Here is a 23,597-nt window from a genome sequence, read left to right on the forward strand (position 1 = left end):
CGCTCAGAACAGAATGCGGCGCAGGGCCGGCTTGCGCCGCACCAGCGTCCCGACGATGCCGTTCGGCAGGAAGAGCATCAGGAGAACGATGATCAGGCCGAGCAGGAAGACGTTCAGGATCGGGAAATTCTGCCAGATGAGATCGTCCACCATCAGCATGGCGACGACGCCGACGACGGGGCCGATGACCGTGCCGAGGCCGCCGGCGACGGCATAGATGATCGCCTTCGTGCTCACGAGCAGATTGAAAGCCGTCTCCGTATCGACGATCGACGTGTACCAGGCCTCAATGCCGCCCGTCAGCGCGGCGACCACGGCCGACATGATCCACGCCTTGAAGCGCGCCTTGCCGATATTGACCCCCATTGCCTGCGCGGTGTCCGGGTCGTCGCGGATCGCCCGCAGGGCCATGCCGAGGCGGGATTGCGACAGCCAGGTGACCGCAAGCAGCGTCGCCAGCATCAGCACCAGCATGGCATAGTAGCTGCCGACGGGATTGGGAAAGCCCATCGGAATGCCGTAGCTGCCGCCGGCCACGTTTTCCGGCAGGTTGACGATCAGCAGCCTGCAGATGACGGCGAGTGCGAGGGACACGATCGAGAAATAGATCCCGCGAAGCACCATCGTGCGCGCGAAGAGAATGCTGAGCACGGCGCCGGCCGCAGCGGCCGCCACAAGTCCGATGCCGATGGGCAGGCCGAGCATCTTCACGCAGACCGCCGCCGCATAGGCGCCCACGCCGTAGAAGGCGACGTAGCCGAAGGGGAGATATCCCGTGAAGCCGGCCATGATGTTCAGGCCGGAGGCCAGCGTGATCCAGAGCAGGAGATAGAACCAGAACGCCAGATTGAAGCCGGCCGGCGGCAGGGCGGCGAGGCCGAGGCCCGCAACCAGCAGCAGGCCGAGCCACACCGGTATTCGGATCGCGTTTATCTTATCGGAGGACATGACCGGCCTTTTTCATATCGTTTTCCGCACGCGGCCCGTGTCCGGCCGCGCATGGTGAGCAGTTGTCTTGTCGGCGAGACGAAGGAGGCTTCGGCCGGGTCGGCCGAAGCCGGCTCATGTCAGCGCTGGTTCCAGGCCGGAATCGGATACACCGGCTCCGCGGTGGCAATCGCGCCCGGAGAGACGATCTTGAGGCCTTCCGGCTGGGTCTGCAGCACGATCGGCGTCATGCCGTTCTGGAAACCGGTCTCGTCGATCCGGAATTCGCCGCTGACGACGGTCGTGTTGCCGCTCATGGCGAGGGCGGCCTGCTTCAGCGCCTGCGCATCGACGGCGCCGGCGGTCGCGATCGCCTTTTCCAGAACGACCGCCGCGCCGTAGGCGAGCGCGGTCTGGAAGTCGGCGGGATGCGCGGCGCTCGGATAGAGGCGGTCGTAGGCAGCCAGGAACGCCTCGGTGTCGAGACCGTCCGTGACCTTCCAGTTCACCGCCGGATCGAACTGGGTGTGGCTGAAGATGTACCGGCTCTCGTCGCCCGCTTCCAGCACCGCCGGCGAGGAGCCGTACAGCAGGTAGGTGAAGGGGAAACTGATCTCGTATTCACGCATCTGGCGGAGCATGCTGATCAGGTCCGCATCGTAGGAGCTCGAATAGAACCCGTCCGCGCCGGCCGCCTGCGCCTTCTGGAGCAGAAGCGCGAAATCCTTGGCACCCTTCGGATATTTCTCGAACAGCACCACCTCGATGCCCGCATCCTCGGCCATCTCCCGCGCGGAGGCGGCGGTCGAGGCCGGGAACGGCTCGTCGACGAAGCCGATCGCGAGCTTCTTGACGCCGAGCTCCTTGGCGAAATTGATGCTGGTCACCGGGATCTGCGAAGCCTGGGCCGTGGCCGAGACGACGTTCTTGTAGCCCTGCTGGAAGAGCTGGTCGGACGAACCGGCCCAGCTCACCATGAACTTGCCGCCGCTCTCCGCGATCGGCGCGGCGACGCCGACGAGCGTCGAACTGAAGGGGGCGATCAGCGCATCGACCTTCTCGTCGTTGATCAGCGACTCGTAGACGCGCGCGACCATCTGCTTGTCGGAGCGGTCGTCCCGCTTGATCAGCTCGACCGGATACTTCTTGCCGTCCAGCTCGATGCCGCCCCGCGCATTGACATCGTCCACCCAGATACCGACACCGCGCTCTCCCGACTGGGAGGCCAGCGCGTAGGTGCCGGTGGAGGAAACGGTCATGCCGATCTTGATCGACGTGCGCTCCTGCGCGCCCGCCGTCGAGGCCAGCCCCACCGCGGAGGCCACCAGGAAACCTGTAAGCAGCTTTTTCATCGTTTGTCCTCTGGCGATTTGTTTCACGATACGGAACTTGAGATATTGTTATTTGGAATAAATGATCGTATATGATCGGAGCTGTCAAGCGCTTATCCGCCCGCGCTCCCGCATTGCGGCGGACGGCTCATCATTTATAGATTAAATTATTGATTTATATTATTAAATTTAAAAGTCGTCTTGACATTTCATGCGGAACGTCGTCCCCTGACGACGGTATCCGGATTGTGGAGCCTCTTCCCATGTATCGAAAATAGCTGTAAGAAACATCGAAACTTGGAACACTTTGGAAGGCCCCATGGACGACAACAGCGACGGACCTTCGGTCAAATCGATCGCGCGCGCGGCAACCGTGCTGCACGTGCTGGCGGACATGGGCGCCGACGGCGGCGCCCTGACGGAGATCGCCAGGAGATCGGGGTTCGGCAAGGCGACGACGCACCGGATTCTCGCGGCCCTTTCGGATGTCGGGTTTGCCTACCAGAACGTGGCGACCCGCCAGTATCATCTCGGCGCCAAGCTCGGCCTGCTCAGCCGCAGGGCCTCGCAGCACGATATCGGCTCGCTCGCCCAGCCGGTTCTCGCGCGGCTTGCGGCGGAGACCGGCGATACCGTCTACATCCAGGTGCGCGAGGGGCTGCGGTCGATGTGCATCGGCCGCGAACAGGGCAGCTTCCCCATCAGGACCCTGTCGCTCGACGTCGGGCAGAGCCGACCCCTGGGTGTCGGCTCGGGCAGCCTGGCGCTGCTGGCGTTTCTCCCGCAGGAGGAGATCGACGCGATCATCGCCGCGAACGCGCGGTGGCTGAAGGACTATCCGCGCTTTACCGGCGAAGAGCTGCGCGCCCTCGTCAGCAGCACCCGCAAACGTGGCTATGCCTTCATCGAAGGGCAGATCATCCCCGGCGTCAACGCGATCGCGGTGCCGGTCTTCGACGCGCAAAAACATCCCTTCGCCAGCCTCAGCGTCACGGCGATCGCCGACCGTATCCACGGGGAGCGGGCCCTGAAGCTGGCAAGCATGCTCCGGGAGGAAGCGGAACAACTTGCCGCCGCCTTCGATCGGGAGCGCTGACGCATTTCGTTCAATTCTCGCCGTTCCATTCTCGCAAGGTAGTTTCAATGGCTGATCGTCTGAAAAACAAGGTGGCGCTGGTGTTCGGAGCCGGGTCTTCGGGGCCGGGCTGGGGCAATGGCAAGGCTGCCGCCGCGCTTTTTGCCGATGAAGGCGCACGGGTCGTCGCCGTCGATCTCGATATTGCCGCAGCCGAGGAGACGCGCCGCGCGATCCGCGAACGGAATGCCGATTGCGAGGCCATAGCCGCCGACGTGACGCGCTCGGACGAAGTGGCGGCTGCCGTCGCCTTCACGATGGAAAAATTCGGACGCATCGACATCCTTCACAACAATGTCGGCGTGACCAAGATGGGCGATCCGGTCGAACTCAGCGAGGAAGACTGGAAGACGGCGCTCGACGTCAACCTGACGAGCGTGTTCCTGACCTGCAAGCATGTTTTGCCCGTCATGTGCAGGCAGCAGGCGGGCGCGATCGTGAACGTCTCGTCTCTCGCCTCGATCCAGATCAATCGCCTGCCCTACTTCTCGTATTATTCGACGAAGGCCGGGGTCAACCATTTCACCCGCGCGCTTGCGGTCAACTATGCGGCTCAGGGCATTCGCGCCAACGCCGTCCTTCCCGGCGTCATGGACACGCCACTGATCTACAAGCAGATCTCGGGCGAGTACGCCTCGGTCGAGGAGATGGTCAAGGCCCGCAACGCCGCCTCCCCCATGGGCCGGATGGGCAATGCCTGGGATGTGGCCTATGCCGCGCTCTTCCTCGCATCCGACGAGGCGAAATACATCACGGGAATCTGCATGCCGGTCGACGGCGGCAAGAGCTGTGCCGGCCGCTGATCAACAATCCGGCCCGTCGCCTCGGCGGAGCCAGCGAATGCCCGCCCGTTCCCTCCCGTCCCCTTTCAGCGGGGTGAAGCCGACGACGCACTACACTAATTATGGTGTTCCCCGGTGCCGACGGGTATCTCCCGTGCCCTGCGCACCTCGGCGGCGAGTTCCTCCGGCAGGGGTGGTGTGCGCCACAGGCGCCGCAGCCAGCCCTGGGCGTCGATCAGCACCGCGGCGGCCTGCAGGTGCTGCGGGTCCGTCTCCGTCAGGATCGCCAGTGCCGACAGCCATTGCTGCCGCTCGCCGGCCCGGCCAATCGCGCAGGCCTGCGGTCCCGCATCCTGCCCTGCCGCGTCGGGCCACCCGTCCGTGGCGGCCCGGGGCAAATCCTTGCCGCTGACGGTTTCCACGTAGAGCGCCGCGCCGCCGGGACGGGCAGGATCCACTGTCCGGCCGTCCTGCATACATGTCGCGGACATGGCGGGCGCGCGGGTGGGCGCCGTCCAGCGGCCGTCGGAATCGAGGCTGCGGGCGCTGCCGCGGGCACGGATGAAATCGACGAGCGTCCATATGTCGCCGTCGTCCAGCCTGTCGCGGAACGCCGGCATCGTCGGCGCGCCGTCCTTGGTCGTCATGCCGTCGCCGATGCGCCAGAACAGGTCGCCGTCGAGTTGCCGGTGGTAGAGCGGCGCGGTGAGGTCGGGCGGCCATGCGGGCTTGCCGGTTGCGAGCGGGCCGCGGCCGCGCGCGTCGGCCGCGTGGCAACCCGCGCATTCGGCAAGGAAGAGGTCGGCGCCGTATTGCAGGGAGGCGGGAGAACGCGCGCGCGCCCATTGCTGGTATGTCGTCGGGAAAGCCTCGCGGACATAGGGCTTGAGCGGAAAGGAAGGCATCCAGAACCAGACCGCAATCGCCGCGCCGAAGAGCGGCCAGCGCATCCGCCGCCACAGGAGGGCGGCGGCGACCAGCACCAGCGCGCCGAGGAGCGGCGTGAGCGTGCGGATGATCCTGTCACGCAGGAAGGCGTCGTCCCACAGACCGGAAACCGGCCGGATGGGGAAAGGCCATACCGGCTGCTCATGCGCGCCCGTCGGCAGGCTGGCAAGGCTCGCCGCCGCGCCGATCAGCGCCAGACCGACCAGCGTTTCCCCGAGAACGCTCGCCCTGATCGCCCGCAGCGCCCCCTCCTCTCCGGCGAGCGCGCGCGGCGTGAATACGAAGCGGTTGGCGGCCGCGAAGGCAAGCAGCGCGATGAACAGCACGGTCTTCACGCCCGCGACGAGGCCATAGGACGTGCCGATGAAACGCGGCCCGTCGCCGATCATCGGCCATTGCAGGACGGCGGTTGCGGCAATCGTCGTGACGCAGGCGATGCCGACGGGCGAGAAGCGCCGCGCCGCCAGCGCGCCTGATGCCGGTGCCGACCGCAGCGTCAGCCAGAGCGGCAGGAGCGCGCCGAGCCACACGCTCGCCGCCAGGACATGCAGAGCCGTGGCGAGCGGGAGGAGCAGCCGCTCCGCCGCCGCGCCATGCCCGAGCCAGGGCTGCAGCAGCAGGGCCGCACCGAGCAGGAGGGCGGCGGGCCATCGGCCCGCTCCTCCGGATGAACGAAGAAATGCCGCGGCCGCAAGCAGCAGCAGGAGGCGCAAGCCGAAAACCTGCCCGAAGCGGGTCTGCGACAGGACGGCGAGATGAGAGCCCGGGGCGCCGAGGCCGCGCCACCCGTCCCCGGTCATCGCGACAGCCTGCAGCATAAGCCACAGGAGCGCGCCGGCGATCGACACCGCGAGGCTTCCCGCGATGAGACGCCGGAGGGGATCGCCCTCCCCCGCGGGCGGGCGGTGAGGCTCTGGGCGCGGCGCCACCGCCAGCAGGAAGACGAGCGCGCCCACTGCCTGGACCAGAGCCGCAAGATGCAGAAAGCGCACAGCCAGAAGCGCCAGTTCGAGCGACGTCACGATGCCAGCGCCTTCCGCCGAAAAACGCGTTCAGGGCTCCACGGTGAAGATGTAATCGCCCTCGGTTCGATGGGTATCGACGGAGGTGACGGTCCACTCGACCTTGTAGATGCCGGGAGCAAGCTGCGGCAGGGTGACGCGCAGGCTCTTGCGGTTGCCGTCGATATGCTCCGGCGCGCCCGTCGCAACCGTTTCGCCCTTGGCGTTCGTCAGCGTGATACGGCTGAGATTCGCCTCGATCTCCTCGGTGAAGGTCAGCGTCACCGCTTCCGGGGGCGTCAGTTCCAGCGCCCGCTCTGCAGGCGTCGCGCGGTCGAGGTGGGCATGGGGCCAGGCAGGCGACACGACAACGAATGAGGCCAGCGTGCCTGCGGCCAGAAGATGACTGATGTTCATGATTGATCACGGTCTCCATGCTGCAGGAGGGGAGCCCGGGGCAGCCGTCACCACGTCGCGTCAAGCCCCAGTTGCGCCAGCGCCTCGCGGCGCAGCTCCGCCAGATAGGGGTCGCCCCGCCGGCGCGGATAGGGCCGGTCGTTGACGATTTCGGTCTTGATGCTCGCCGGCCGGTTGCTCAGCACGACGACACGCTGGGCGAGGAAAAGCGCCTCCTCCACATCGTGGGTGACGAGCAACGTGGTGAAGCCGCGCTTCTCCCACAGGTCGAGGAGTTCCGTCTGCATGGCGATTCGCGTGAGCGAGTCGAGCTTGCCCAGCGGCTCGTCGAGGATGAGGATGCGGGGGTCGTTGACGAGCGCCCGCGCCAGCGCTGCCCGCTGCGCCATGCCGCCGGAAAGCTGCCGGGGATAGGCCTTCTCGAACCCCTGCAGGCCGACGAGGCGGATGGCCTCGTCGACGCTCTCGCGCCGCTCCTTGAGAATGTGGCGCGCCTCGAGCCCGAGCGAGACGTTCCTCCAGACCGTCCGCCACGGATAGAGCGTCGGATCCTGGAACACCACGACGCGCGACGGATCGGGGCTGAGCACCGGTTCGCCGTCGACGTGGATCGTGCCTTCGCTGGGCAGGTCGAGGCCCGCGACGAGACGCAGCAGCGTGGACTTGCCGCAGCCGCTCGGCCCCAGGAACGCGATGAACTCCCCCGGCCGGACGGCAAGGTCGATGTCGGCGAGCACGGGCAATGACTGCCCGTCGAGGTCGAAGGCATGGCTCAACGCATCGATCGCGATATGCGCCCCTGCCTCCGCATGGGCTGCGGAAACGAGGCCGGTTCGCGGAATGGCTACCATTTCACCACCCCCTTCTGCCACGCGAGCAGCCGGTCGCGGACCGAGAACAGCAGCGTGATGAGGCCGGAGAAGATGATCGCCATGATGATGAGCGCACCGTACATATTGGAATAGGCGGCCCACCCCTGCGCCCATTGCAGATACCAGCCGAGCCCGGATTTCACACCCATCATCTCGGCCACTACAAGCACCGAGAACGAGGCGCCAAGACCCATGAACAGGCCGACGAACACATGCGGCAGCGCAGCAGGCACCGCGACCTTGAACACGAGAAAGCGCTCGTTCGCACCAAGCGTGCGGGCGACATCATAGTACGCCTTCTCGACGCTGGCCACCCCCGACCATGTCAGAACCGTCACCGGGAACCAGGTCGCGAGCGCGATCAGGAACACCGCCGCCGAAAAGCTCGACGGGAAGAAGAAGAAGGCCATCGGCAGCAGCGCGGTCGACGGAATCGGGCCGAGAAAGCGCAGGATCGGGTGCACCCAGTAGCCGAGCGAGTGCGACCAGCCGATGGAAACCCCGGTGATGAAGCCGCTCACGGCACCGATGGCGAAGCCATAGGCCAGCAGCCGCAGCGAATTGAGCAGGCTGTCGAGAAGGCGTGGCCAGTCGTCCGCGTAAACCTCGACGAGCGACGAGGGCGGCGCGAAAAACGGTATCGGCAGAAGGCCGAACTTCGCCGTCGACAGTTCCCAGGCGATGAAGATCAAACCCAGCGCGGTGAGCCACGGCCCGGCCTTCCGCAATCTGTCCCGCAGCGTCGGCAACAGCAGGCCGGCGACCGCCGCGGCGGCGAGCAGGCCCGCCCATACCGCGAATCCGAGATGGGTCTCGCGCGCGTACAACGGCTCCGCAAATCCCGACGGCTTGTCCGGCAGCGCGTATGCGATCACCGCATGAACGGCCCAGATCAGAACCGCGGCGACCGTCCACCAGGGATGCGTCAGCCAATGGTCCGATCCCTTCCTTGCCGCAGGTTTCGCGTGGGCAAGGGCGGGCGACCGTCTGATTCGCGTCGGAACGGCACTGGCGGGGGGATATCCCCCCGCCAGTGCGGATGTCGTGGCATGGTCAGATGAGGACATCGGGAACGACCTTCCGGGCGAAGGCTTCGGAATCGGTGTTCGGGCGGATGACATTGACGATCTTCAGCTTCTCCGTGAACAGCGCAACGTCCTTGCGCAGCGCCTCGCCGGTCGAGTGATGATCGTGCGTGTGGCTGCGCAGGATGGAGGCCAGAGTCTCCGCCGGGACCTTGGCGGGGACGAAGGGCGCGAAGATTTCGGCCGTCTCGTCCGGGTTCGCGGCCGTCCACGCCTGCGCCTCGACGATGGCGCGGGTGACGGCGGCGGCCACGTCCGGCTGGTCGCGCAGCAGGCTGCCGCGCAGGCCGAGCACGCAGCAGGTCGAGGCCTTGTAGACGTCGTCGAGGTTCGTCGCGACTTCCGTCAGGTTCTCGCGCTCGCGGATCAGGTAGAGGTGCGGATCGTCGCCGGCGATCGCCTGGACCTCGCCCTTCTTCAGCGCCTCGCCGAACAGGTCCTGCGGATACTGCAGCCACTCCACTTCCTTGTCGGGATCGATGCCGATCTCGGCGAGGCGGATGGCGAAGAAGTTGCGCACAGGACTCGCCTGGTCGGTGACCGCGACCTTCTTGCCGCGCAGGTCCTCGACCTTGGTGATGTTGGCCTCGGCGGGCGCGAGCAGGCGCATGCAGCCGCCGTGAGTACCGACGGTGAGGGCCACGTCGAAGCCCTGCTCCAGCGGCTTCAGCCAGCGCAGCGCCATGCCGATGCCGCCGTCGGCGTGGCCGGTGGCGATAGCCTGCAGGAGCTGGTCGGTGGGGCCGCTGAAGTTCACCGGCTCCACGGTGAGGTTGTACTGCTCGAAGAAGCCGCGCTTCAGCGCCACCGAAATCGGCGACTGACAGACGGCCGTCTGTCCCCACGCGAGCTTGACGACGGTGTTCTCCTTGAGCGGGTTGACCTGCGCGACCGCCGTTTGCGGGAGCAGGCCGAACGGATCGGCCGCGCCAAGCGCGCCGAGGCCCAGCGCCCCGCCCGCAAGCTGCAGCAGCCTGCGGCGGGAGGGATTGCCAGCGTTTTCAGACGTCGAATGGACCATGATAACACCTTTCCAAAGTTGGGATTCGCCAGTTGGGATTCACCATGCCGGCACCCGGCGCCGGCCCGCGTGCAGACCGTCAGGCGGTGCCCGCCGCATGAGGCTCCGGCTGCCGGGGCTCCGGTTGCCGATGATCCACCCGGCCAGTGACCTCGGTCGCGCGCTTCAGGAGATTGAGGATTGGGCAGAACTGCTCCACGGCAGCCGTGAGCCGCGCGATGTCGTCGGCGCTTGCGGGGGATACGAGCGTCACCGTATAGGCGATGTCGTGCGGATAGACGGGGATGTGCTCGTGTCCCTCCGAGCCGCCGCGCGGGTCGATGGTGGCGGTCACGTCCGCCCGCAACGATTCCAGCGGCACGCCCAGGTCGGCGGCATGAATCAGGTAGGTGTGGGTCAGGCAGCTCGAGAGCGCCCCGAACAGGAGCTCCGGCGACGACGGGCCGAGGTCGTAGCCGGCGAAATCGGGCGGGCTGTCGGAAATGACCTGGAAATCGCGGATGCGGATGCGCCGCACGCCGCTGCGTCCCTCGGCGCTGGCGCCTGCCCTCAGGGTCGCCGGGCCGAGCTCGCCGGCCTTCACCCGCGCCCGGCGGCGGGCCAGCGCCTCGCGCTTCTGCTCCAAATACGCGTTCAAAGTCGTCATAACCGTAACCGCCTTGATGTTGTTGCGTTCTCAGCCACGGCCCGATCCAGGATATCCAGCCCGGAAACGAGCTGTCCGACCGAATTTATATTCCTCTAACTGGATAAAGTCTATGGATAAAGTCGTCTTCATAGGGGAGAGCCGTCCTGTGTCATCATGTCGCTCGCATCGGGTGCTTCACGCCATCGCGGGAGGCGGTCATCCCGCCAGGACGTGCGGGAACGCGTACAAGGCCGGCAGGCCGCCGGTGTGGAGGAAGAGCACGCTCGCGCCTTGCGGAATCCGGCCCGAGCCGACGAGGCCGATCAACCCGTCAAAGCCCTTCGCGGTATAGACGGGATCGAGCAATATCCCCTCCTCCCGGGCAAGCAGCCTGATGGCCTCGATGCCGCCGGCGCTCGGTTCGCCGTAGCCGGGGGTGAAATAGCCGGTGTCGATGGCGATGTCGTCCGCTGTCCAGAGGCCCTCAAGCCCCGCAAGCCCGGCGGCCTCCGTCGCCTGCTGCGCGACGCCGGCGCGATAGGCGGCTTCGTCCTTGCGCGAGACGGTGATCCCGATCACCTGCGTGGCGGGCCATAGCCAGCGCACGCCGACATGCAGCGCCGCCAGCGTGCTGCCGGTGCCGGCCGCGACAACGAGGAAATCCGGCGGGGAAAGCCGCGCGGCCTCCAGTTGGGCCTGGGTCTCACGGATGGCGTTGATGTAGCCCTGCGCACCGCGCGCCCCCGCCCCGCCGAGCGGGATGATGTAGGGCCTTCCGCCACGGTCTTGCACCCGCTCCGCCTGTGCGTCGAGCAGGTCCGTCGTTCCCACCGCATAATCCGTCGGATCGACGAAGACGATTTCGGCATCGAACAGCCGGTCGAGCAGGAGATTGCCCTGAACCTGCGCCGGCGCTCGCCCTTCGAGCACCAGCAGCGGACGCAGGCCGAGCTTCCGCGCCGCGGCGGCGACGATCCGCGCGTGGTTCGATTGCAGGCCGCCCGTCGTGATCAGCGTATCGGCGCGAGCCGACAGAGCCTCGGGCAGGATGAACTCCAGCTTGCGCACCTTGTTGCCGCCGCCGCCGAAGCCGTTCAGATCGTCCCGCTTGATGAACAGCCGGATGCCGAGCCGCGCGCCGACGCGCTCGAGCGTCTCCAGCGGCGTCGGCAGGAAGCCGAGCGGCACGCGGTCATGCGCGATAAGACTGTTGTCGACTGTCATGCCCCTACCCCTTGAATGCGACCTCCGGCGGGAGAACGCCTCGCCGGAAACCATTGCCCTCGCCGGCAACCCGGCCACGGCGGCAAGCTTATCGTGGCACGAATTACAGTTTGACGATAGACAATATATACAATAGACAGAAGCTCCCTGTTCTTCCCCTCCCCTGTTTTCGCATCGGGACGGTTCATCCTGGCCTTTCCGCCACGACCCGCGCCGCGATGCCGATCAGAAAACGACAGGAGATCGCATTGACCGTTCCACGTCCCGAGCGTCCCGGAACCAGGCGCCTCAAGACCCTGGTGGGTGCGGCGAGTTTCCTTCATGCCGCCAGTGACCCGTCACCGGTGGCGGGCGTGCAGCGGGCGGTGGCGCTGGCGCGCAAGGCCGAGGCCGCGAGGATCACGGGCCTGTTCACCGCCGATGTCCTGCAGGTCGATCCTACCGGCGCGGTGGGAACGACGGGTTCCCAGGAGCCCCTCATCGCGCTCGCCGCTCTCAGTCAGGTCACGTCGCACATCGGCCTCGTCGCCACCGTGTCGACCACCTTCCAGCATCCCTACAACCTCGCCCGCCAGATCGCGACGCTGGACCACGCGAGCGGCGGCCGCGCGGCATGGAACGCCGTCACGTCCTCCACCGGCGAGGAGAATTTCGGCGGCGATCCGCTGCCCGACCCGGCGACGCGCTATGCGCGCGCGACGGAGTTCGTGGAGGTCGTCCACGCGCTTTTTGCCGCCAACGAGGCCGATGCCGCAACGCGCACGCCTGCCGGCGCCATCCGGATCGACGGCGCCAGACTGCATCGCATCGACTACCGCGGCGAGCATTTCCAAGTGCGGGGGCCGCTCAACGTGCCGCGCCCGCCGCAGGGCCGCCCCGTCCAGTTCCAGGCGGGACAGTCGGCGGAGGGCGTGACGCTGGGCGCGCGGTATGCGGAGGCCGTCTACACCTCGCAGCCGCTGCTCGACGGCGCCATCGCCTTCGCCGACGAACTGCGCCGCCAGGCGCGTGCCTTCGGCCGGGCGGAAAACCTGCCGCTGATCATGAACTCCTTCCATTCCGTCATCGGGGAATCCGACGCCGATGTCGCCCGGCGCGTGCGCGAGAAGCACGAACGGATCGACTACGAGAAGGGTCGGCTGAAGCTCGCGGACATGCTGGGCGGCGAGATCGACCTGTCCGACCTGCCGCTCGACCGCCCGCTGCCGGAACGCCTGCTGCCGGGCGTGGAGGGCGCCAACCGCCGTCGCGGCCGCATCGCGATCTTCCGCCGCTATGCCCTGCAGGGCCTGACCCTGCGCGAACTGATCATCGAGGCCAACGAGACCGGCCACTGGTCGGTGGCGGGCACGCCGGAACAGCTCGCGGACGCCATCGAGGAACGTTTCCGGCTCGGCATCCTGGACATCCTGTCACTGCACGGGCTCGGCAATCCGGACCAGGAAGACCTGCTGCTCGACGGCCTGCTGCCGGAGCTGCGCAAGCGCGATCTCGTCGACGACGATTACGTCGAGGGTGGCTTCCGCGCCAATCTCGGATTGCCGCAACCCGTCCTGCACCTGCCCGCCGACCGGCACACTTAGAGGCTGTTAGTGACCATGACGACGACCGACAAGCTTCATCTCGCCTTCGCCCTCAACGTCGCCGGACAGGTTCCCGATCCCGCCGCCGGCCGCCCGGAAGCGCCGGCCTACTGGGAGGCGATCCTCGGCCGCGTCGACGGGCAGGCGGATTTCCTGACGCTGGAGGACCATTTCGGCGCCAGCGCCGACGGGTTCGACGCGACGCCCCTCGCCAACCGGCTCGGGCCGCTGGTGCGCGAGATCGGTCTCATCCCGGGTGCAGTGCTCAACTATAACGAGCCGTTCCACGTCTCGACCGCCATCGCGACGCTCGACTACGTCACGGAAGGCCGGGCCGGCCTGCTGGCGCAGAGGCTGCGGCCGGACGAGGCCGCGTCCGTCGCGCGCGTTCTCGGCCGTCTCGGCGGCTTTCCCGAGCCGGTCGCGCCCGATCTCGACGAGGATGCCGCCGACAGCATCGAGGTCATCCGCCGCCTGTGGGACAGCTGGGAGGACAACGCCGTCATCCGCGACACGGCGAGCCAGCGCTTCGTCGACGGCGCGAAGCTGCACTACATCGACTTCAAGGGCAAGCGCTTCAGCGTGCTCGGCCCCTCCATCGTGCCGCGCCCGCCGCAGGGGCAGCCGGTGGTGGCGGTGAGCGCGCGTGACGACGCGGACCTCGCCTTTGCCGCCGCCGCGGCCGATCTGGTGTTCCTGCAACCCGGCGGCACGCCGGTCGGCGATTTTCTCGCGCGGGCACGGGCGGCGGAGGCCGAAGCGGCGCGCGCCGCCCCGCTGCGCCATTTCCTCGATGTCACCGTCAATTTCGACGTCGGAGAGGACATCGGCTCCCCGGCGCTGCGCTGGAGCGGGCCGGCCTCGGGTCTCGCCGGGCAGCTCGCGGGCTGGCGTGAGGCGGGTGTCGACGGCTTCCGCTTCATCCCGCGCGATCTGGCGCGCGACCTCGCCGGGCTCACCGACGTCGTGATCCCGGCCCTGCGCGACAGGGGGCTGCTGCACGATGTCCGAACCGGGACATTGCGCCAGCGCCTCGGCCTGCCGGTCGCCGTGAACCGCTATACCGCCGCCGCCTGATCGTCCGTTACGGGAAAACCATCATGTCGCAGAAGCAGGTAGTACAGAAGCAGGTGATTTTGGGAGCGCAGTTTCCGGGCGTCAACAATTTCACCGTCTGGAGCGATCCCGCGGCCGGCAGCCAGATCGCATTTTCGTCCTTCGCCCACTTCGCCAGCACCGTCGAGCGCGGCAAGCTCGACTTCATCTTCCTGGCGGAGGGTCTCAGGGTGCGCGAGCAGAAGGGCCGCTTTCACGAGCTCGACGTCGTCGGCCGGCCCAACACGCTCGCGATCCTCGCCGCCATCTCGGCCATCACCCGCCATGTCGGGCTGATCGGCACGCTGACGACGACCTTCAACGAGCCCTACGCGCTCGCGCGCCAGCTCGCCACCATCGATGCCCTGTCGGGCGGCCGTTCGGGCTGGAATGTCGTCACCTCGCCCGGCGCGTTCACGGGCGCGAACTTCCGGCGCGGCGACCACCTGCCCCATGCGGAGCGCTACGAGCGGGCGCGGGAGTTCCTCGACGCGGCCTTCACGCTGTGGAAAAACGCCGGAGGGGGGTTCGACATCACGTCGAAACATGTCGATATCCACGGCCGTTTCAACCTGCCGCCACTGCCGCAGGGCCGGCCGGTGATCGCGCAGGCGGGCGATTCCGACACCGGACGGGAACTCGCCGCGAGCCGCGCCGACGTCATCTATTCCCGCCACGGCACGCTGGAGGAGGGGCAGGCGTTCTACGCGGACGTCAAGTCGCGGCTCGCCCGATACGGGCGCTCGCCCGACAGCCTCAAGATCCTGCCCGGCGCCGCCTTCGTACTGGGCGACAGCGACGAGGACGCCCGGGAACGCCTCGACGCCATCCGGCTGCAGCAGGTCAGTCCGAAAAACGCCATCACCTTTCTGGAGCAGGTCTGGAACCGCGACCTCTCTGCCTACGACCCCGAGGGACCGCTGCCGGATATCGACCCGGACGTGTCGTCTCGGCCAGTCTCGCAGGGCCGCGCCAACCGCTACGACGACGCCCTCGCGACGGCGAAGAGGTGGCGCGAGATCGCCGAGCGCGACAAGCTCAGCATCCGCCAGTTGATCATCAGGGTGACGGCGCGCCAGCATTTCGTCGGCACGCCGGAAACGATAGCACGCGAGATCAACCGCTACGTCCAGGCGGACGCCGCCGACGGCTTCGTGTTCGCCCCGCACCTGACGCCCACGGGCTTCGACGACTTCGTCGACAGGGTGATCCCCTTCCTCCAGGAATGGGGCGTGTTCCGCGCGGACTATGGCGAGACGACCCTGCGCGGCAATCTCGGCCTGCCGCCGGCATGATAACCGGCCGGCCACGCTGGCGTGGCCGGCCGGACACCCGCAAGATCACTTGTCGATCCAGATGTCGTAGGCGCTCTCCACGAGCTGGTGGAACGGCCGGAAGCCCGCGCCCTTGACGTATGAGGCGGCCGCGATCTGATCCTCGGAGACGTAGAGCGGCAGGGAATAGGCGTTCTCGAGCAGCACATGGCGCTGCAGCTTTGCGTAGAGGTCGAAGCGCTGCTTCAGATCCTGAATGGAGGCCGCTTCCAGCAGCCATTGCGTCTGCTCGGGAGTGGCGGTGCCGTTGAAGTTGTTCCGGCCACCCTGATCGAGCGGCAGGTAGTGGATTTCGAGACCATAGCCGTCGCCGGCGGTGTTGGAATTGCCGATCAGCGCGTAATCACCCTTCTTGCGCCGTTCGGTATGGGTGCCGGCGTCGACGTAGGTGATGCGCAGGTCGATCCCGGCGTTCTGGCGCGCCTGCGCCTGCAGGGCGAGCAGCAGCACGTCCCGCTGGTCGCGCAGCACGCTCTGGCTCTGCACGACGTCGAGCGTCAGCCGCTGGCCATCCTTCTTGCGGATGCCGTCCGCGTCGCGTTCCGTCCAGCCGGCCTCGTCGAGCAGCTTGTTGGCGAGCGCCGGGTCGTTGCCGTAGGTGCCCTCGATGCTCTTGTCGTAGAACAGCGTGTCGACCGGCGTGTTGAGCCCCCAGGCGCGGACGCGGTGTCCGCGATAGACCGATTGCAGCACCGTATCGACATCGAGCGCCGCCACCAGCGCCTTCCTGATCCGCACGTCCGCGCTCAGGCCGCTCACCACGTTGAAGAACAGGGTGAACGGCGTGCCGCCGTTGAGCGCTGTCAGATAGACGTAGTCGGGGTCATCGGTGAACAGCCCAGCGTCGTTGCCGGACACGCCCTCGATGACGTCCACCTGCCCCGACGTGAGCGCGCCGACGCGCACCGACGATTCCGGCAGGAAGCGATAGGTCACCTCGTCGAGATAGGCCGGTCCCTGATGGGCCGCATTCGCCGGCGCCCAGTTGTAGTCCGGGTTCTTCCTGTAGGTGATTTCCTGGCCCTTGACGTAGTTTTCGAGAATGAACGGCCCCGTGCCCGCGATCTCCTTGCCGCCCGCCTTCAGGTTGGGTGCCTTGAAGGACGGCGGGGAGATGATCTCGAGCGCCGTGGCGAAGAACAGGAACGGCGCATAGGGCTCCTTGAGCTTCAGCTCGACGGTGTAGTCGTCGATCGCCCGCGCGCTTTCCAGATAGCGGATCGGGCCGGTGCTCAGGGGACCGGTGTATTCGACCTTCGCCGCCTCGCGGAAATTCAGCGCCACCGCCTCCGCGTTGAAGGGTTCGCCGTCGGTGAACTTCACGTCTTCGCGCAGGTTGAACGTATAGGTCGTGCCGTCGTCCGAGACGGTGAAGCCGGTGGCGAGCCACGGGACGTAGCCGCCCTCCTGCGTGCGCGACAGCAGCGGTTCGTAGCTGTTGCGGATGAGGAGCTTGGTCTTGGCGAGGTTGTGGATGTGGGGGTTGAGCGTGATGGGTTCGTTTTCGAGCCCCCACGTCAGCGAGCCGCCCGAAACGGGCTGCTTGTCCGACTGCGCCGCAGCCGGGACCGTACCAAGCGTGGAAGCCAGCATCGCCAGCATGCCGAAGCGGCCAAAAGACCTGCGGTCGAGAATGATCGTCATGTTCGGGGCCTGTGTTGATGTGGATGGGAGGGTCTCGAAAAATCAGGATGCGGCTTCGAGCGCTGGCGCGTCCGCCTGCCGGGCGGGGCCAGTCTCCACGATCCATCCGCGCTGCATGACGACGGTCCTGTCGGCGTGGTCGAAGGCGCGCCTTTCTGCGGCATGAGATCCTCGATATTCGGTGCGATGCGCAGACCGGAAGACAGACCGAACGCTAGAGGTTCGGCATTTTTATGTCAATAAAATCGATAGTTTTAATTGATTTATTTCCGCTGCGACTTCCGCAAGCGATCGGGCGGCTTCGGTCCAACTCTCCTTGAAACGGACCGGGCTGCCGTCACGTCATCGGGAGCTCTGCCCCGGCAGGCGCTGAAAGAGCTTGACAACCCATGCTCGCCCATAAAATCTATTAATTCTGTAAATTAAGTCTTGTGCTGATGCGGCACAACATGAAAATGATCCCTTAAACATGGCTCCGGGAGAGACGAATGGGTGGCGGCGTGGCTGACGTGGTCAGCGAGGATCGGGTCGCGGATGACAGGCGGGCGGGCGATACGCGCGCCGGCGAGCGGACGGCGGGCGACGGCAAGGCGCGGGAGCGGGAGTCCGCTCCCCTGCGCGAGGACATTCGCATCGCGAGCGTGGCGGATGCGCCTGAGCTGCTCGACCTGCTGCGCGCCGCCTATGAGCCCATCAAGCAACTGGGCATCCGCTTCACCGCCACTACCGCCGAGCTGCCGCAGGTGGAGCGGGTGATCCGCCGCCATACGACCTTCGTCCTGCGGCGCGAGGGCGCGATCGCGGGCACGGTGTCCGTGCGCTTCCCCTGGGCGGGCGGCGACGCGCATCTCGCGAGCTATCCGTTCATCCACTGGTTCGCCGTCGCCCCGGCGCTGAAACGGCAATCCATCGGCAGCCGCATCCTCGACTACGCCGAGAACGTGTTCCTGCGCGATCAGGTGAAGGCGCCTGCCGTCTATCTCGCCACCGCGACCCGCCATCCGTGGCTCGTCGGCCTCTATGAGCGGCGCGGATATGAAGGCTTCTACAAGCACATCAGCAAGGGGGATGAGGTTCTTCTGCTGCGCAAGGTGCTGCACCCCGACCTTTATGCCGACCTCGACGTCGCCGAATACAAGCGCTTCGAGGACGCTGCCGTGCCCGGGAGCCGGCCATGAGCCTCCTCGTCAGCCTCGCGACGGGCGCGAGACAGCGATGTCCGCCGCAGCCCGCACCGCCATTGCCTCGCAACAGATCTCTTTTCGAGAAGGAACAGACCGCATGTCCCTGAAACTGACCCGCAAGCAATTCATCGCGACGGCCATCGGCGCCTCGCTCGCCATCTTCGCTGCGACGGGCGCGGGCGCGCAGGAGAAGGAGCCCGTCAAAGGCGGCTCGCTGACCTGGGGCGTCGAAACCGAGGCGGCGACGCTGAACCCGCACCTCAACGGGCAGGACAAGACGAAGCTCTATCTGCGCAACGTCTACGAGACGCTGCTCGCGCGCACGGCCGAGGGCGGCTACGTGCCGTGGCTCGCCACCGATTACAAGGTGTCGGAAGACGGCAAGACCTACACCTACACCCTGCGCGAGGGCGTGACGTTCACCGACGGCGAGAAGCTCACCGCCGACGTCGTCGTGCAGAACTTCCTGCAGTTGAAGGACCCCGCCTATTCCCGCAGCACCAGCTCCGGCCCCGTCAAGTGGCTCGCGGAAGCGAAGGCGCTCGACGAACGCACCGTCGAGTTCACGCTGTCGGACGTCTACGCGCCGTTCCTCGACTTCTCCGCCGGCCTCGAAATCCTGTCGCCGAAGGCTTTCGCCTCCGAGCAACTGAAGTCCGGCGGCCCGGAGATCGCAGGCACGGGCCCCTTCATCCTCGATCGCTACATCAAGGGCCAGGAGTTGCACTACGTCCGGAACCCCGACTACAACTCGCCGCCGGCCAACGCCGCCAACCAGGGACCGGCCTATCTCGACGAGGTGACCTACCGCTTCCTGCCGGAATCGTCGGTGCGCACCGGCGCGCTGACCTCCGGGCAGGTCGACGTGATCGAGGGCATTTCCGGCAATGACGCCGGACTGTTCACCGATGACCCCGACTACACCTATCAGCACGCGCTGAACACCGGCACGCCCTATTCGCTGTTCCTGAACGTGGAATACGGCCCGACGCAGGACGTGCGCGTGCGCAAGGCGCTCATCGCGGCGGTGGACATCGATACGATCCTGCAATCGGTCTACCGCGGCCACCGCACGCGCACCTGGGGCATCACCTCGCCCATCGACGCCCATTTCTACGACAAGAGCATCGAGGGCGCCTATGGCTTCAACCCGGAGCTCGCCAACAAGCTGCTCGACGAGGCAGGCTGGACGGGACGCGACGCGCAGGGCTTCCGCACCAAGGACGGCGAGCGGCTGTCCATCGAGATCGTGCAGGCACAGGCGACGGTGCGCGACCAGCGCGACGTGCTGCTGCAGGCTATCCAGGCCCAGGCCAAGCAGACGGCCGGCATCGACCTGACCATCTCCTATGTCGACGCGGGCACCTACACCGAGCGGCGCAACACCGGCAAGTTCGGCTCCATAGCCAATTCGAACACCCCGACCGACGGCGTCGACATCGAATACCACTACCTGCCGGTCGATGAGGGCGGTTCGATCAACTACAGCCGCGCCTCGGCGCCTGAACTGAAGCAGTGGCTGCATGAGGCATCCGGCACGCTCGACCTCGAAAAGCGCTTCGAGCTCTACTCGCGCCTGCAGAAGTTCGCCATCGTCGATCAGGCCTATGCCTTCCCGCTCTACGAGCCGGAGGACCAGATCGCGGCGGCGTCCTATGTCAAGGGCATCACCTTCCGGCCCTTCAAGCAGCTGCCGGAAAGCGCCCACGGCATCTGGCTCGACAAGTAAGCGCCGACGTCGAACGCAGCGGATGCGGCCCGCACGCCGCCGTCCGCCGCGTTCCCCCCTGCTTCGGACGAGATCCCGAGACGAGATTCCAAGACGAGATCCAATGACGATCGACAACACCATCGTTCTGCAAGACAAGCGCCCACGCGGGCCGCGGCGATTCCGGCTCGATCCGGACTCGGTCTGGACGCTCGTTCTCTACCGGCTCGGCTCGGGCGTCGTGGTGCTGTGGGCGGCGATCACGCTGACCTTCGTCAGCCTGCAGATCGCCCCCGGCGACATCGTCGACCTCCTGGTCGGCGACCAGATCCCGACACCCGAGGTGGTCGCGGCCGTGCGCGCCGAATGGGGCCTCGACGATCCCCTGATCGTCCAGTACTTCAACTACGTCTGGCGCGTGCTCCACGGCGACTTCGGCCGCTCCTACATGTTGCAGACCGATGTCACGGGCATCGTGCTCTCGCAATTGCGACCGACGCTGAAGCTGACGGCGGCGGCGCTCGTGGTGGCGGTGGTGTTCGCGGTGACCGTGGCCGTACTGACGGCCGGGCGGCGCTGGCCGTCGCGCATTGCCGGCGGCATCGAACTCGTGCTCGTCTCGACGCCGTCCTTCTGGCTCGGCATCGTGCTGCTGTTCGTGTTCAGCTTCACGCTCAGGCTGTTTCCGGTGGCGGGCGACCGCAATTTCGCCGCGCTTGTGCTGCCGGCGTTGTCGCTCGGCCTGTCGCTCGGCGCCGTCGTCGGGCAGGTGCTGCGGCAGGGGCTGGAGAACGCGCTGGAGGAGCCCTTCGCGCTGACGGTGCGCAGCTGGGGCACGAGCAACCTCGTGCTGCGCCTGCGCCATGCCCTGCGCCACGCGGCCATTCCGGCCGTGACGCTGACCGGCTGGCTCATCGGCGGCCTGCTCGGCGGCGCGGTCATTACCGAGCAGGTGTTCGGCCGGCCCGGCCTCGGCAAGGTCACGGTCGACGCCGTGCTGGGCAAGGACCTGCCCGTGGTGCTCGCCGTGGCGATCCTGTCGGCGCTGATCTACGTCGTGCTCAGCACCATCGTCGATCTGCTCTATCTCATTCTCGATCCGCGCCTGCGGCTGCGCGGGCGTTGAGGAGGCGGCCAAGCCATGTCCCTCGTCCATAGAGACATTGCCCGGAACGGCGGCAACCTCGCGCGGCGGGCGTTCCGCGAGGCCGATGTCGTGCTTGCCGGTCTGTTCCTGGCGCTGGTCGCCGTCGCGGCCGCATGGCCCACCCTGCTGACCGCATACGATCCGATCGTGGCCAATCCGCTCGAGGCGCAGCTGGCGCCGGGCGGGGCGCACCTCTTCGGCACCGATCACCTGGGGCGCGACGTGTTCTCCCGCGTGCTCCACGGTGCGCGCTATTCGCTGCTGATCGGCTCCAGCGCCATCGGCATCGCCATGGTGGTGGGATCGCTGCTGGGGCTGCTGTCGGGCCTCGCGCGCGGTGTCCTGGACGAGGCGATCACCCGCTTTCTCGACGTCGTCTCGGCCTTCCCGGACCTGCTGCTGGCGCTGGTGCTGATCTCCTTCACCGGCCCCGGCACCGTCAATCTCATCTTCGCGCTCGGCGTCGCCTCGGTACCGCGCTTCGCCCGCGTGGTGCGCAGCCAGACCTTCGTCATCGCCGAATCGGGCTACGTGGAGCAGGCGCGCACCTTCGGCCTGCCGCGCTTCACGCTGGTGACACGCCACATCCTGCCGCACGCGATCGCCCAGGTGCCGATCCTCGCCACCGTTGGCCTCGGCACGGCCATCATCGGGTCGGCGGGCCTGAGCTTCCTCGGCATGGGGCCACAGCCGCCGACGCCGGAATGGGGCGCCATGCTTGCCGAAGGGCGCAACTACCTGCGCAACGCCTGGTGGATCGGCGCCTGGCCCGGCATCGCCATCACGCTGACCGTCATCGCCGTCAGCGTGGTCGGTCGACGCTGGCAGCGCGCCTTCGAGGGGAGACAGGCAATATGAGCGTCGCATTCGCCGCGCAGGAGAGCGCGCCGTTCATCGAGATCCGCAACCTCAACGTCCGCTTTCCGGCCAATGGCGAAGCCGGGCATGTGGTGCGCGGCGTCGATCTGACCATCCGTCCCGGCGAGTCGGTGGCGCTCGTCGGCGAGTCGGGTTCGGGCAAGTCCGTCACTGCCCGCTCGCTGATCGGCCTTGCGGGCCGCCAGGCGCAAGTAAGCGCGGACCTGTTCCGCATCGACGGCCGGGATGCGCTCGCCCACAGCGAGCGGGACTGGCGGCGCGTGCGCGGCGCCAAGATCGGCTTCGTGCTGCAGGATGCGCTCGTCTCGCTCGATCCGCTGCGGCGCATCAGCCAGCAATTGTCCGATGCGCTCGCCGGCAGCATCGGGCGCGGCTCGCAGGCGATCCGCCTGCACAGCCTCGACCTGCTGCAGTCGGTCGGCATTCCGCAGCCCGAGCACCGCCTGGCGCAATATCCGCATCAACTGTCCGGCGGCCTGCGGCAGCGGGCGCTGATCGCGACCGCCATTGCCCGCAAGCCCGTGCTGGTGATCGCGGACGAGCCCACCACGGCGCTCGACGTCACCGTACAGAAACAGATCCTCGATCTCCTGGACCAGCGGCGCAAGGCGGGGCATGCGCTGCTGCTCATCAGCCACGACCTTGCCGTCGTCGCCAACCTCACTGAGCGCGTATTGGTGCTGCGCCACGGCGAGGTGGTCGAATCGGGGCCGACGCGCACCGTGCTGTCGGCGCCGTCCCACCCCTACACGCGGCAACTGCTCGATGCGATCCCCTCCGCCGCCTCGCGCGGTTTCCGGCTCGCGCCGCAAGCCAGGGCCGAGACCGTCACGCATCGGCGCGTGCCGCTGCCGGAAAAGCGCATCGACCCGCACACGCCCGTGCTCGTCGCCGAGCACCTGAAGAAGCGTTTCGCGGCCTCGCGCACCGGGCCTGCCGTCAACGACGTCTCGTTCCGGCTCGCGAAGGGCGAGGCGCTCGGCATCGTCGGCGAATCGGGTTCCGGCAAGACGACCGTGGCGCGCATCGTGCTCGGCCTGCTCGCGCCCGATTCCGGCCGCGTGCTGCTCGACGGGGAGCCGTGGAGCGAACTCACCGAACAGCAACGGCGCACGAAACGGGCCGGCATCCAGCTCATTGCGCAGGACCCGCTGAGTTCCTTCGACCCGCGCTACACCGTGGAGCGCATCGTCGGCGAGAGCCTGGACACCGTGCAGGTGCACGGCGGTGCGCGCAGGGAGCGCGTGCGCGAGGTGCTGGATGCGGTGAGCCTCGGTGACGCCTTTCTGGATCGCCACCCGCGCGAGCTCTCTGGCGGCCAGCGCCAGCGCGTCGCCATCGCGCGCGCCTTCGCGCCGCGTCCCAAGCTGCTGGTGGCGGATGAGCCGGTGAGTGCCCTCGACGTCTCCATCCAGGCGCAGATTCTCGACCTGCTGGCGGAATTGCAGGCGGAATCGGGGACCTCGCTGCTGTTCATCTCCCACGATCTGGGTGTCGTGCATCATCTCACCGACAAGGTGATCGTGATGCGCAGCGGCCATGTGGTGGAGAACGGCAGCGTCGGCGAGGTCTTCACGGCGCCGCGCCACAGCTACACCCGCGAGCTGCTCGAGGCGATCCCCCGCCTCGACTGACGGCCCCGAACGCCTCCG

At 67.1% G+C, this 23,597-nt stretch carries 20 protein-coding genes; 10 read left to right on the top strand and 10 right to left on the bottom strand.

Annotated elements, in window-relative coordinates:
- Positions 1–3: 3 nt before the first annotated feature.
- Both ACUSIJ_RS16900 and ACUSIJ_RS16905 read right to left on the bottom strand, forming a co-directional pair.
- The gene (locus ACUSIJ_RS16900; RefSeq protein WP_449309587.1) at positions 4–948 is read right to left on the bottom strand and encodes a branched-chain amino acid ABC transporter permease; all 945 of its coding nucleotides are present in this window, start codon (positions 946–948) and stop codon (positions 4–6) included.
- 119 nt (positions 949–1,067) lie between these two features.
- Positions 1,068–2,279 carry an amino acid ABC transporter substrate-binding protein gene (locus tag ACUSIJ_RS16905; protein ID WP_449309588.1) on the bottom strand — a complete coding sequence of 404 codons (1,212 nt, stop codon included), beginning with the start codon at positions 2,277–2,279 and terminating at the stop codon, positions 1,068–1,070.
- Positions 2,280–2,577: 298 nt separating this feature from the next.
- Between ACUSIJ_RS16905 and ACUSIJ_RS16910 the strand changes: the two genes are divergently transcribed.
- Together ACUSIJ_RS16910 and ACUSIJ_RS16915 are read left to right on the top strand one after the other, a co-directional pair.
- Positions 2,578–3,354 carry an IclR family transcriptional regulator gene (locus tag ACUSIJ_RS16910; protein WP_449309589.1) on the top strand — a complete coding sequence of 259 codons (777 nt, stop codon included), beginning with the start codon at positions 2,578–2,580 and terminating at the stop codon, positions 3,352–3,354.
- Between the two features lie 47 nt (positions 3,355–3,401).
- The gene (locus ACUSIJ_RS16915) at positions 3,402–4,196 is read left to right on the top strand and encodes an SDR family NAD(P)-dependent oxidoreductase (protein ID WP_449309590.1); all 795 of its coding nucleotides are present in this window, start codon (positions 3,402–3,404) and stop codon (positions 4,194–4,196) included.
- Between the two features lie 95 nt (positions 4,197–4,291).
- On the opposite strand, the gene ACUSIJ_RS16920 is transcribed toward ACUSIJ_RS16915, so the two are convergent.
- From ACUSIJ_RS16920 to ACUSIJ_RS16950, 7 genes are all read right to left on the bottom strand, one after another.
- Entirely contained in the window at positions 4,292–6,145 is a 1,854-nt protein-coding gene (locus ACUSIJ_RS16920) for a CopD family protein (RefSeq protein ID WP_449309591.1), read from the bottom strand.
- A 30-nt stretch (positions 6,146–6,175) separates the two neighbouring features.
- Positions 6,176–6,541 carry a copper homeostasis periplasmic binding protein CopC gene (copC, locus tag ACUSIJ_RS16925; RefSeq protein ID WP_449309592.1) on the bottom strand — a complete coding sequence of 122 codons (366 nt, stop codon included), beginning with the start codon at positions 6,539–6,541 and terminating at the stop codon, positions 6,176–6,178.
- Between the two features lie 47 nt (positions 6,542–6,588).
- Positions 6,589–7,392 carry an ABC transporter ATP-binding protein gene (locus ACUSIJ_RS16930; protein ID WP_449309593.1) on the bottom strand — a complete coding sequence of 268 codons (804 nt, stop codon included), beginning with the start codon at positions 7,390–7,392 and terminating at the stop codon, positions 6,589–6,591.
- Positions 7,386–8,480, bottom strand: coding sequence for an ABC transporter permease (locus ACUSIJ_RS16935; protein WP_449309594.1), 1,095 nt, complete (start codon positions 8,478–8,480; stop codon positions 7,386–7,388). Before ACUSIJ_RS16935 ends, ACUSIJ_RS16930 begins: the two co-directional genes overlap by 7 nt.
- Complete coding sequence (locus ACUSIJ_RS16940; protein WP_449309595.1) at positions 8,467–9,519, bottom strand: ABC transporter substrate-binding protein; 1,053 nt, start codon at positions 9,517–9,519, stop codon at positions 8,467–8,469. The genes ACUSIJ_RS16935 and ACUSIJ_RS16940 overlap by 14 nt, the downstream gene beginning before the upstream one ends.
- Positions 9,520–9,598: 79 nt before the next feature.
- The gene (locus ACUSIJ_RS16945; protein ID WP_449309596.1) at positions 9,599–10,165 is read right to left on the bottom strand and encodes an OsmC family protein; all 567 of its coding nucleotides are present in this window, start codon (positions 10,163–10,165) and stop codon (positions 9,599–9,601) included.
- 198 nt (positions 10,166–10,363) lie between these two features.
- Positions 10,364–11,371: a 1-aminocyclopropane-1-carboxylate deaminase/D-cysteine desulfhydrase gene (locus ACUSIJ_RS16950; RefSeq protein WP_449309597.1), complete on the bottom strand. Its 1,008-nt coding sequence runs from the start codon at positions 11,369–11,371 to the stop codon at positions 10,364–10,366.
- Positions 11,372–11,589: 218 nt separating this feature from the next.
- Here ACUSIJ_RS16950 and ACUSIJ_RS16955 point away from each other — a divergent pair, with 218 nt between their 5' ends.
- From ACUSIJ_RS16955 to ACUSIJ_RS16965, 3 genes are read left to right on the top strand one after another with little or no spacing between them, the layout of a single operon-like run.
- Complete coding sequence (locus ACUSIJ_RS16955) at positions 11,590–12,954, top strand: NtaA/DmoA family FMN-dependent monooxygenase (protein WP_449309598.1); 1,365 nt, start codon at positions 11,590–11,592, stop codon at positions 12,952–12,954.
- A gap of 15 nt (positions 12,955–12,969) precedes the next feature.
- Positions 12,970–14,031, top strand: coding sequence for an LLM class flavin-dependent oxidoreductase (locus tag ACUSIJ_RS16960; protein ID WP_449309599.1), 1,062 nt, complete (start codon positions 12,970–12,972; stop codon positions 14,029–14,031).
- A 23-nt stretch (positions 14,032–14,054) separates the two neighbouring features.
- Positions 14,055–15,344, top strand: a complete 1,290-nt coding sequence (locus tag ACUSIJ_RS16965) for an LLM class flavin-dependent oxidoreductase (RefSeq protein WP_449309600.1) — start codon at positions 14,055–14,057, stop codon at positions 15,342–15,344.
- A gap of 45 nt (positions 15,345–15,389) precedes the next feature.
- Here the strand turns inward: ACUSIJ_RS16965 and ACUSIJ_RS16970 are convergent, their stop codons facing one another.
- Positions 15,390–17,027 (bottom strand): ABC transporter substrate-binding protein, encoded by a 1,638-nt coding sequence (locus ACUSIJ_RS16970; RefSeq protein WP_449309601.1) that lies wholly within the window; start codon positions 17,025–17,027, stop codon positions 15,390–15,392.
- A gap of 488 nt (positions 17,028–17,515) precedes the next feature.
- On the opposite strand from ACUSIJ_RS16970, the gene ACUSIJ_RS16975 reads away from it, so the two are divergent.
- The 5 genes from ACUSIJ_RS16975 to ACUSIJ_RS16995 all read left to right on the top strand — a co-directional run bounded on the left by ACUSIJ_RS16975 (position 17,516) and on the right by ACUSIJ_RS16995 (position 23,579).
- Entirely contained in the window at positions 17,516–18,205 is a 690-nt protein-coding gene (locus ACUSIJ_RS16975; RefSeq protein ID WP_449309602.1) for a GNAT family N-acetyltransferase, read from the top strand.
- Positions 18,206–18,308: 103 nt separating this feature from the next.
- Entirely contained in the window at positions 18,309–19,940 is a 1,632-nt protein-coding gene (locus ACUSIJ_RS16980) for an ABC transporter substrate-binding protein (RefSeq protein WP_449309603.1), read from the top strand.
- Positions 19,941–20,043: 103 nt separating this feature from the next.
- Positions 20,044–21,045, top strand: coding sequence for an ABC transporter permease (locus ACUSIJ_RS16985; RefSeq protein ID WP_449309604.1), 1,002 nt, complete (start codon positions 20,044–20,046; stop codon positions 21,043–21,045).
- 15 nt (positions 21,046–21,060) lie between these two features.
- Positions 21,061–21,924, top strand: a complete 864-nt coding sequence (locus tag ACUSIJ_RS16990) for an ABC transporter permease (RefSeq protein ID WP_449309605.1) — start codon at positions 21,061–21,063, stop codon at positions 21,922–21,924.
- Complete coding sequence (locus tag ACUSIJ_RS16995; protein WP_449309606.1) at positions 21,921–23,579, top strand: dipeptide ABC transporter ATP-binding protein; 1,659 nt, start codon at positions 21,921–21,923, stop codon at positions 23,577–23,579. Before ACUSIJ_RS16990 ends, ACUSIJ_RS16995 begins: the two co-directional genes overlap by 4 nt.
- Positions 23,580–23,597 lie beyond the last annotated feature (18 nt).

The sequence above is a fragment of the Pseudochelatococcus sp. B33 genome, assembly GCF_053570585.1.

Bases quoted from the DNA above. Each gene is read 5' to 3' on its own strand.
- ACUSIJ_RS16960 (WP_449309599.1), top strand. From the start codon at position 12,970: ATGACGACGACCGACAAGCTTCATCTCGCCTTCGCCCTCAACGTCGCC.
- ACUSIJ_RS16970 (WP_449309601.1), bottom strand. From the start codon at position 17,027: ATGACGATCATTCTCGACCGCAGGTCTTTTGGCCGCTTCGGCATGCTG.
- ACUSIJ_RS16940 (WP_449309595.1), bottom strand. From the start codon at position 9,519: ATGGTCCATTCGACGTCTGAAAACGCTGGCAATCCCTCCCGCCGCAGG.
- ACUSIJ_RS16975 (WP_449309602.1), top strand. From the start codon at position 17,516: ATGGGTGGCGGCGTGGCTGACGTGGTCAGCGAGGATCGGGTCGCGGAT.
- ACUSIJ_RS16935 (WP_449309594.1), bottom strand. From the start codon at position 8,480: ATGTCCTCATCTGACCATGCCACGACATCCGCACTGGCGGGGGGATAT.
- ACUSIJ_RS16905 (WP_449309588.1), bottom strand. From the start codon at position 2,279: ATGAAAAAGCTGCTTACAGGTTTCCTGGTGGCCTCCGCGGTGGGGCTG.
- ACUSIJ_RS16955 (WP_449309598.1), top strand. From the start codon at position 11,590: ATGCCGATCAGAAAACGACAGGAGATCGCATTGACCGTTCCACGTCCC.
- copC (WP_449309592.1), bottom strand. From the start codon at position 6,541: ATGAACATCAGTCATCTTCTGGCCGCAGGCACGCTGGCCTCATTCGTT.
- ACUSIJ_RS16965 (WP_449309600.1), top strand. From the start codon at position 14,055: ATGTCGCAGAAGCAGGTAGTACAGAAGCAGGTGATTTTGGGAGCGCAG.
- ACUSIJ_RS16910 (WP_449309589.1), top strand. From the start codon at position 2,578: ATGGACGACAACAGCGACGGACCTTCGGTCAAATCGATCGCGCGCGCG.
- ACUSIJ_RS16995 (WP_449309606.1), top strand. From the start codon at position 21,921: ATGAGCGTCGCATTCGCCGCGCAGGAGAGCGCGCCGTTCATCGAGATC.
- ACUSIJ_RS16990 (WP_449309605.1), top strand. From the start codon at position 21,061: ATGTCCCTCGTCCATAGAGACATTGCCCGGAACGGCGGCAACCTCGCG.
- ACUSIJ_RS16980 (WP_449309603.1), top strand. From the start codon at position 18,309: ATGTCCCTGAAACTGACCCGCAAGCAATTCATCGCGACGGCCATCGGC.
- ACUSIJ_RS16985 (WP_449309604.1), top strand. From the start codon at position 20,044: ATGACGATCGACAACACCATCGTTCTGCAAGACAAGCGCCCACGCGGG.
- ACUSIJ_RS16950 (WP_449309597.1), bottom strand. From the start codon at position 11,371: ATGACAGTCGACAACAGTCTTATCGCGCATGACCGCGTGCCGCTCGGC.
- ACUSIJ_RS16930 (WP_449309593.1), bottom strand. From the start codon at position 7,392: ATGGTAGCCATTCCGCGAACCGGCCTCGTTTCCGCAGCCCATGCGGAG.
- ACUSIJ_RS16945 (WP_449309596.1), bottom strand. From the start codon at position 10,165: ATGACGACTTTGAACGCGTATTTGGAGCAGAAGCGCGAGGCGCTGGCC.
- ACUSIJ_RS16900 (WP_449309587.1), bottom strand. From the start codon at position 948: ATGTCCTCCGATAAGATAAACGCGATCCGAATACCGGTGTGGCTCGGC.
- ACUSIJ_RS16915 (WP_449309590.1), top strand. From the start codon at position 3,402: ATGGCTGATCGTCTGAAAAACAAGGTGGCGCTGGTGTTCGGAGCCGGG.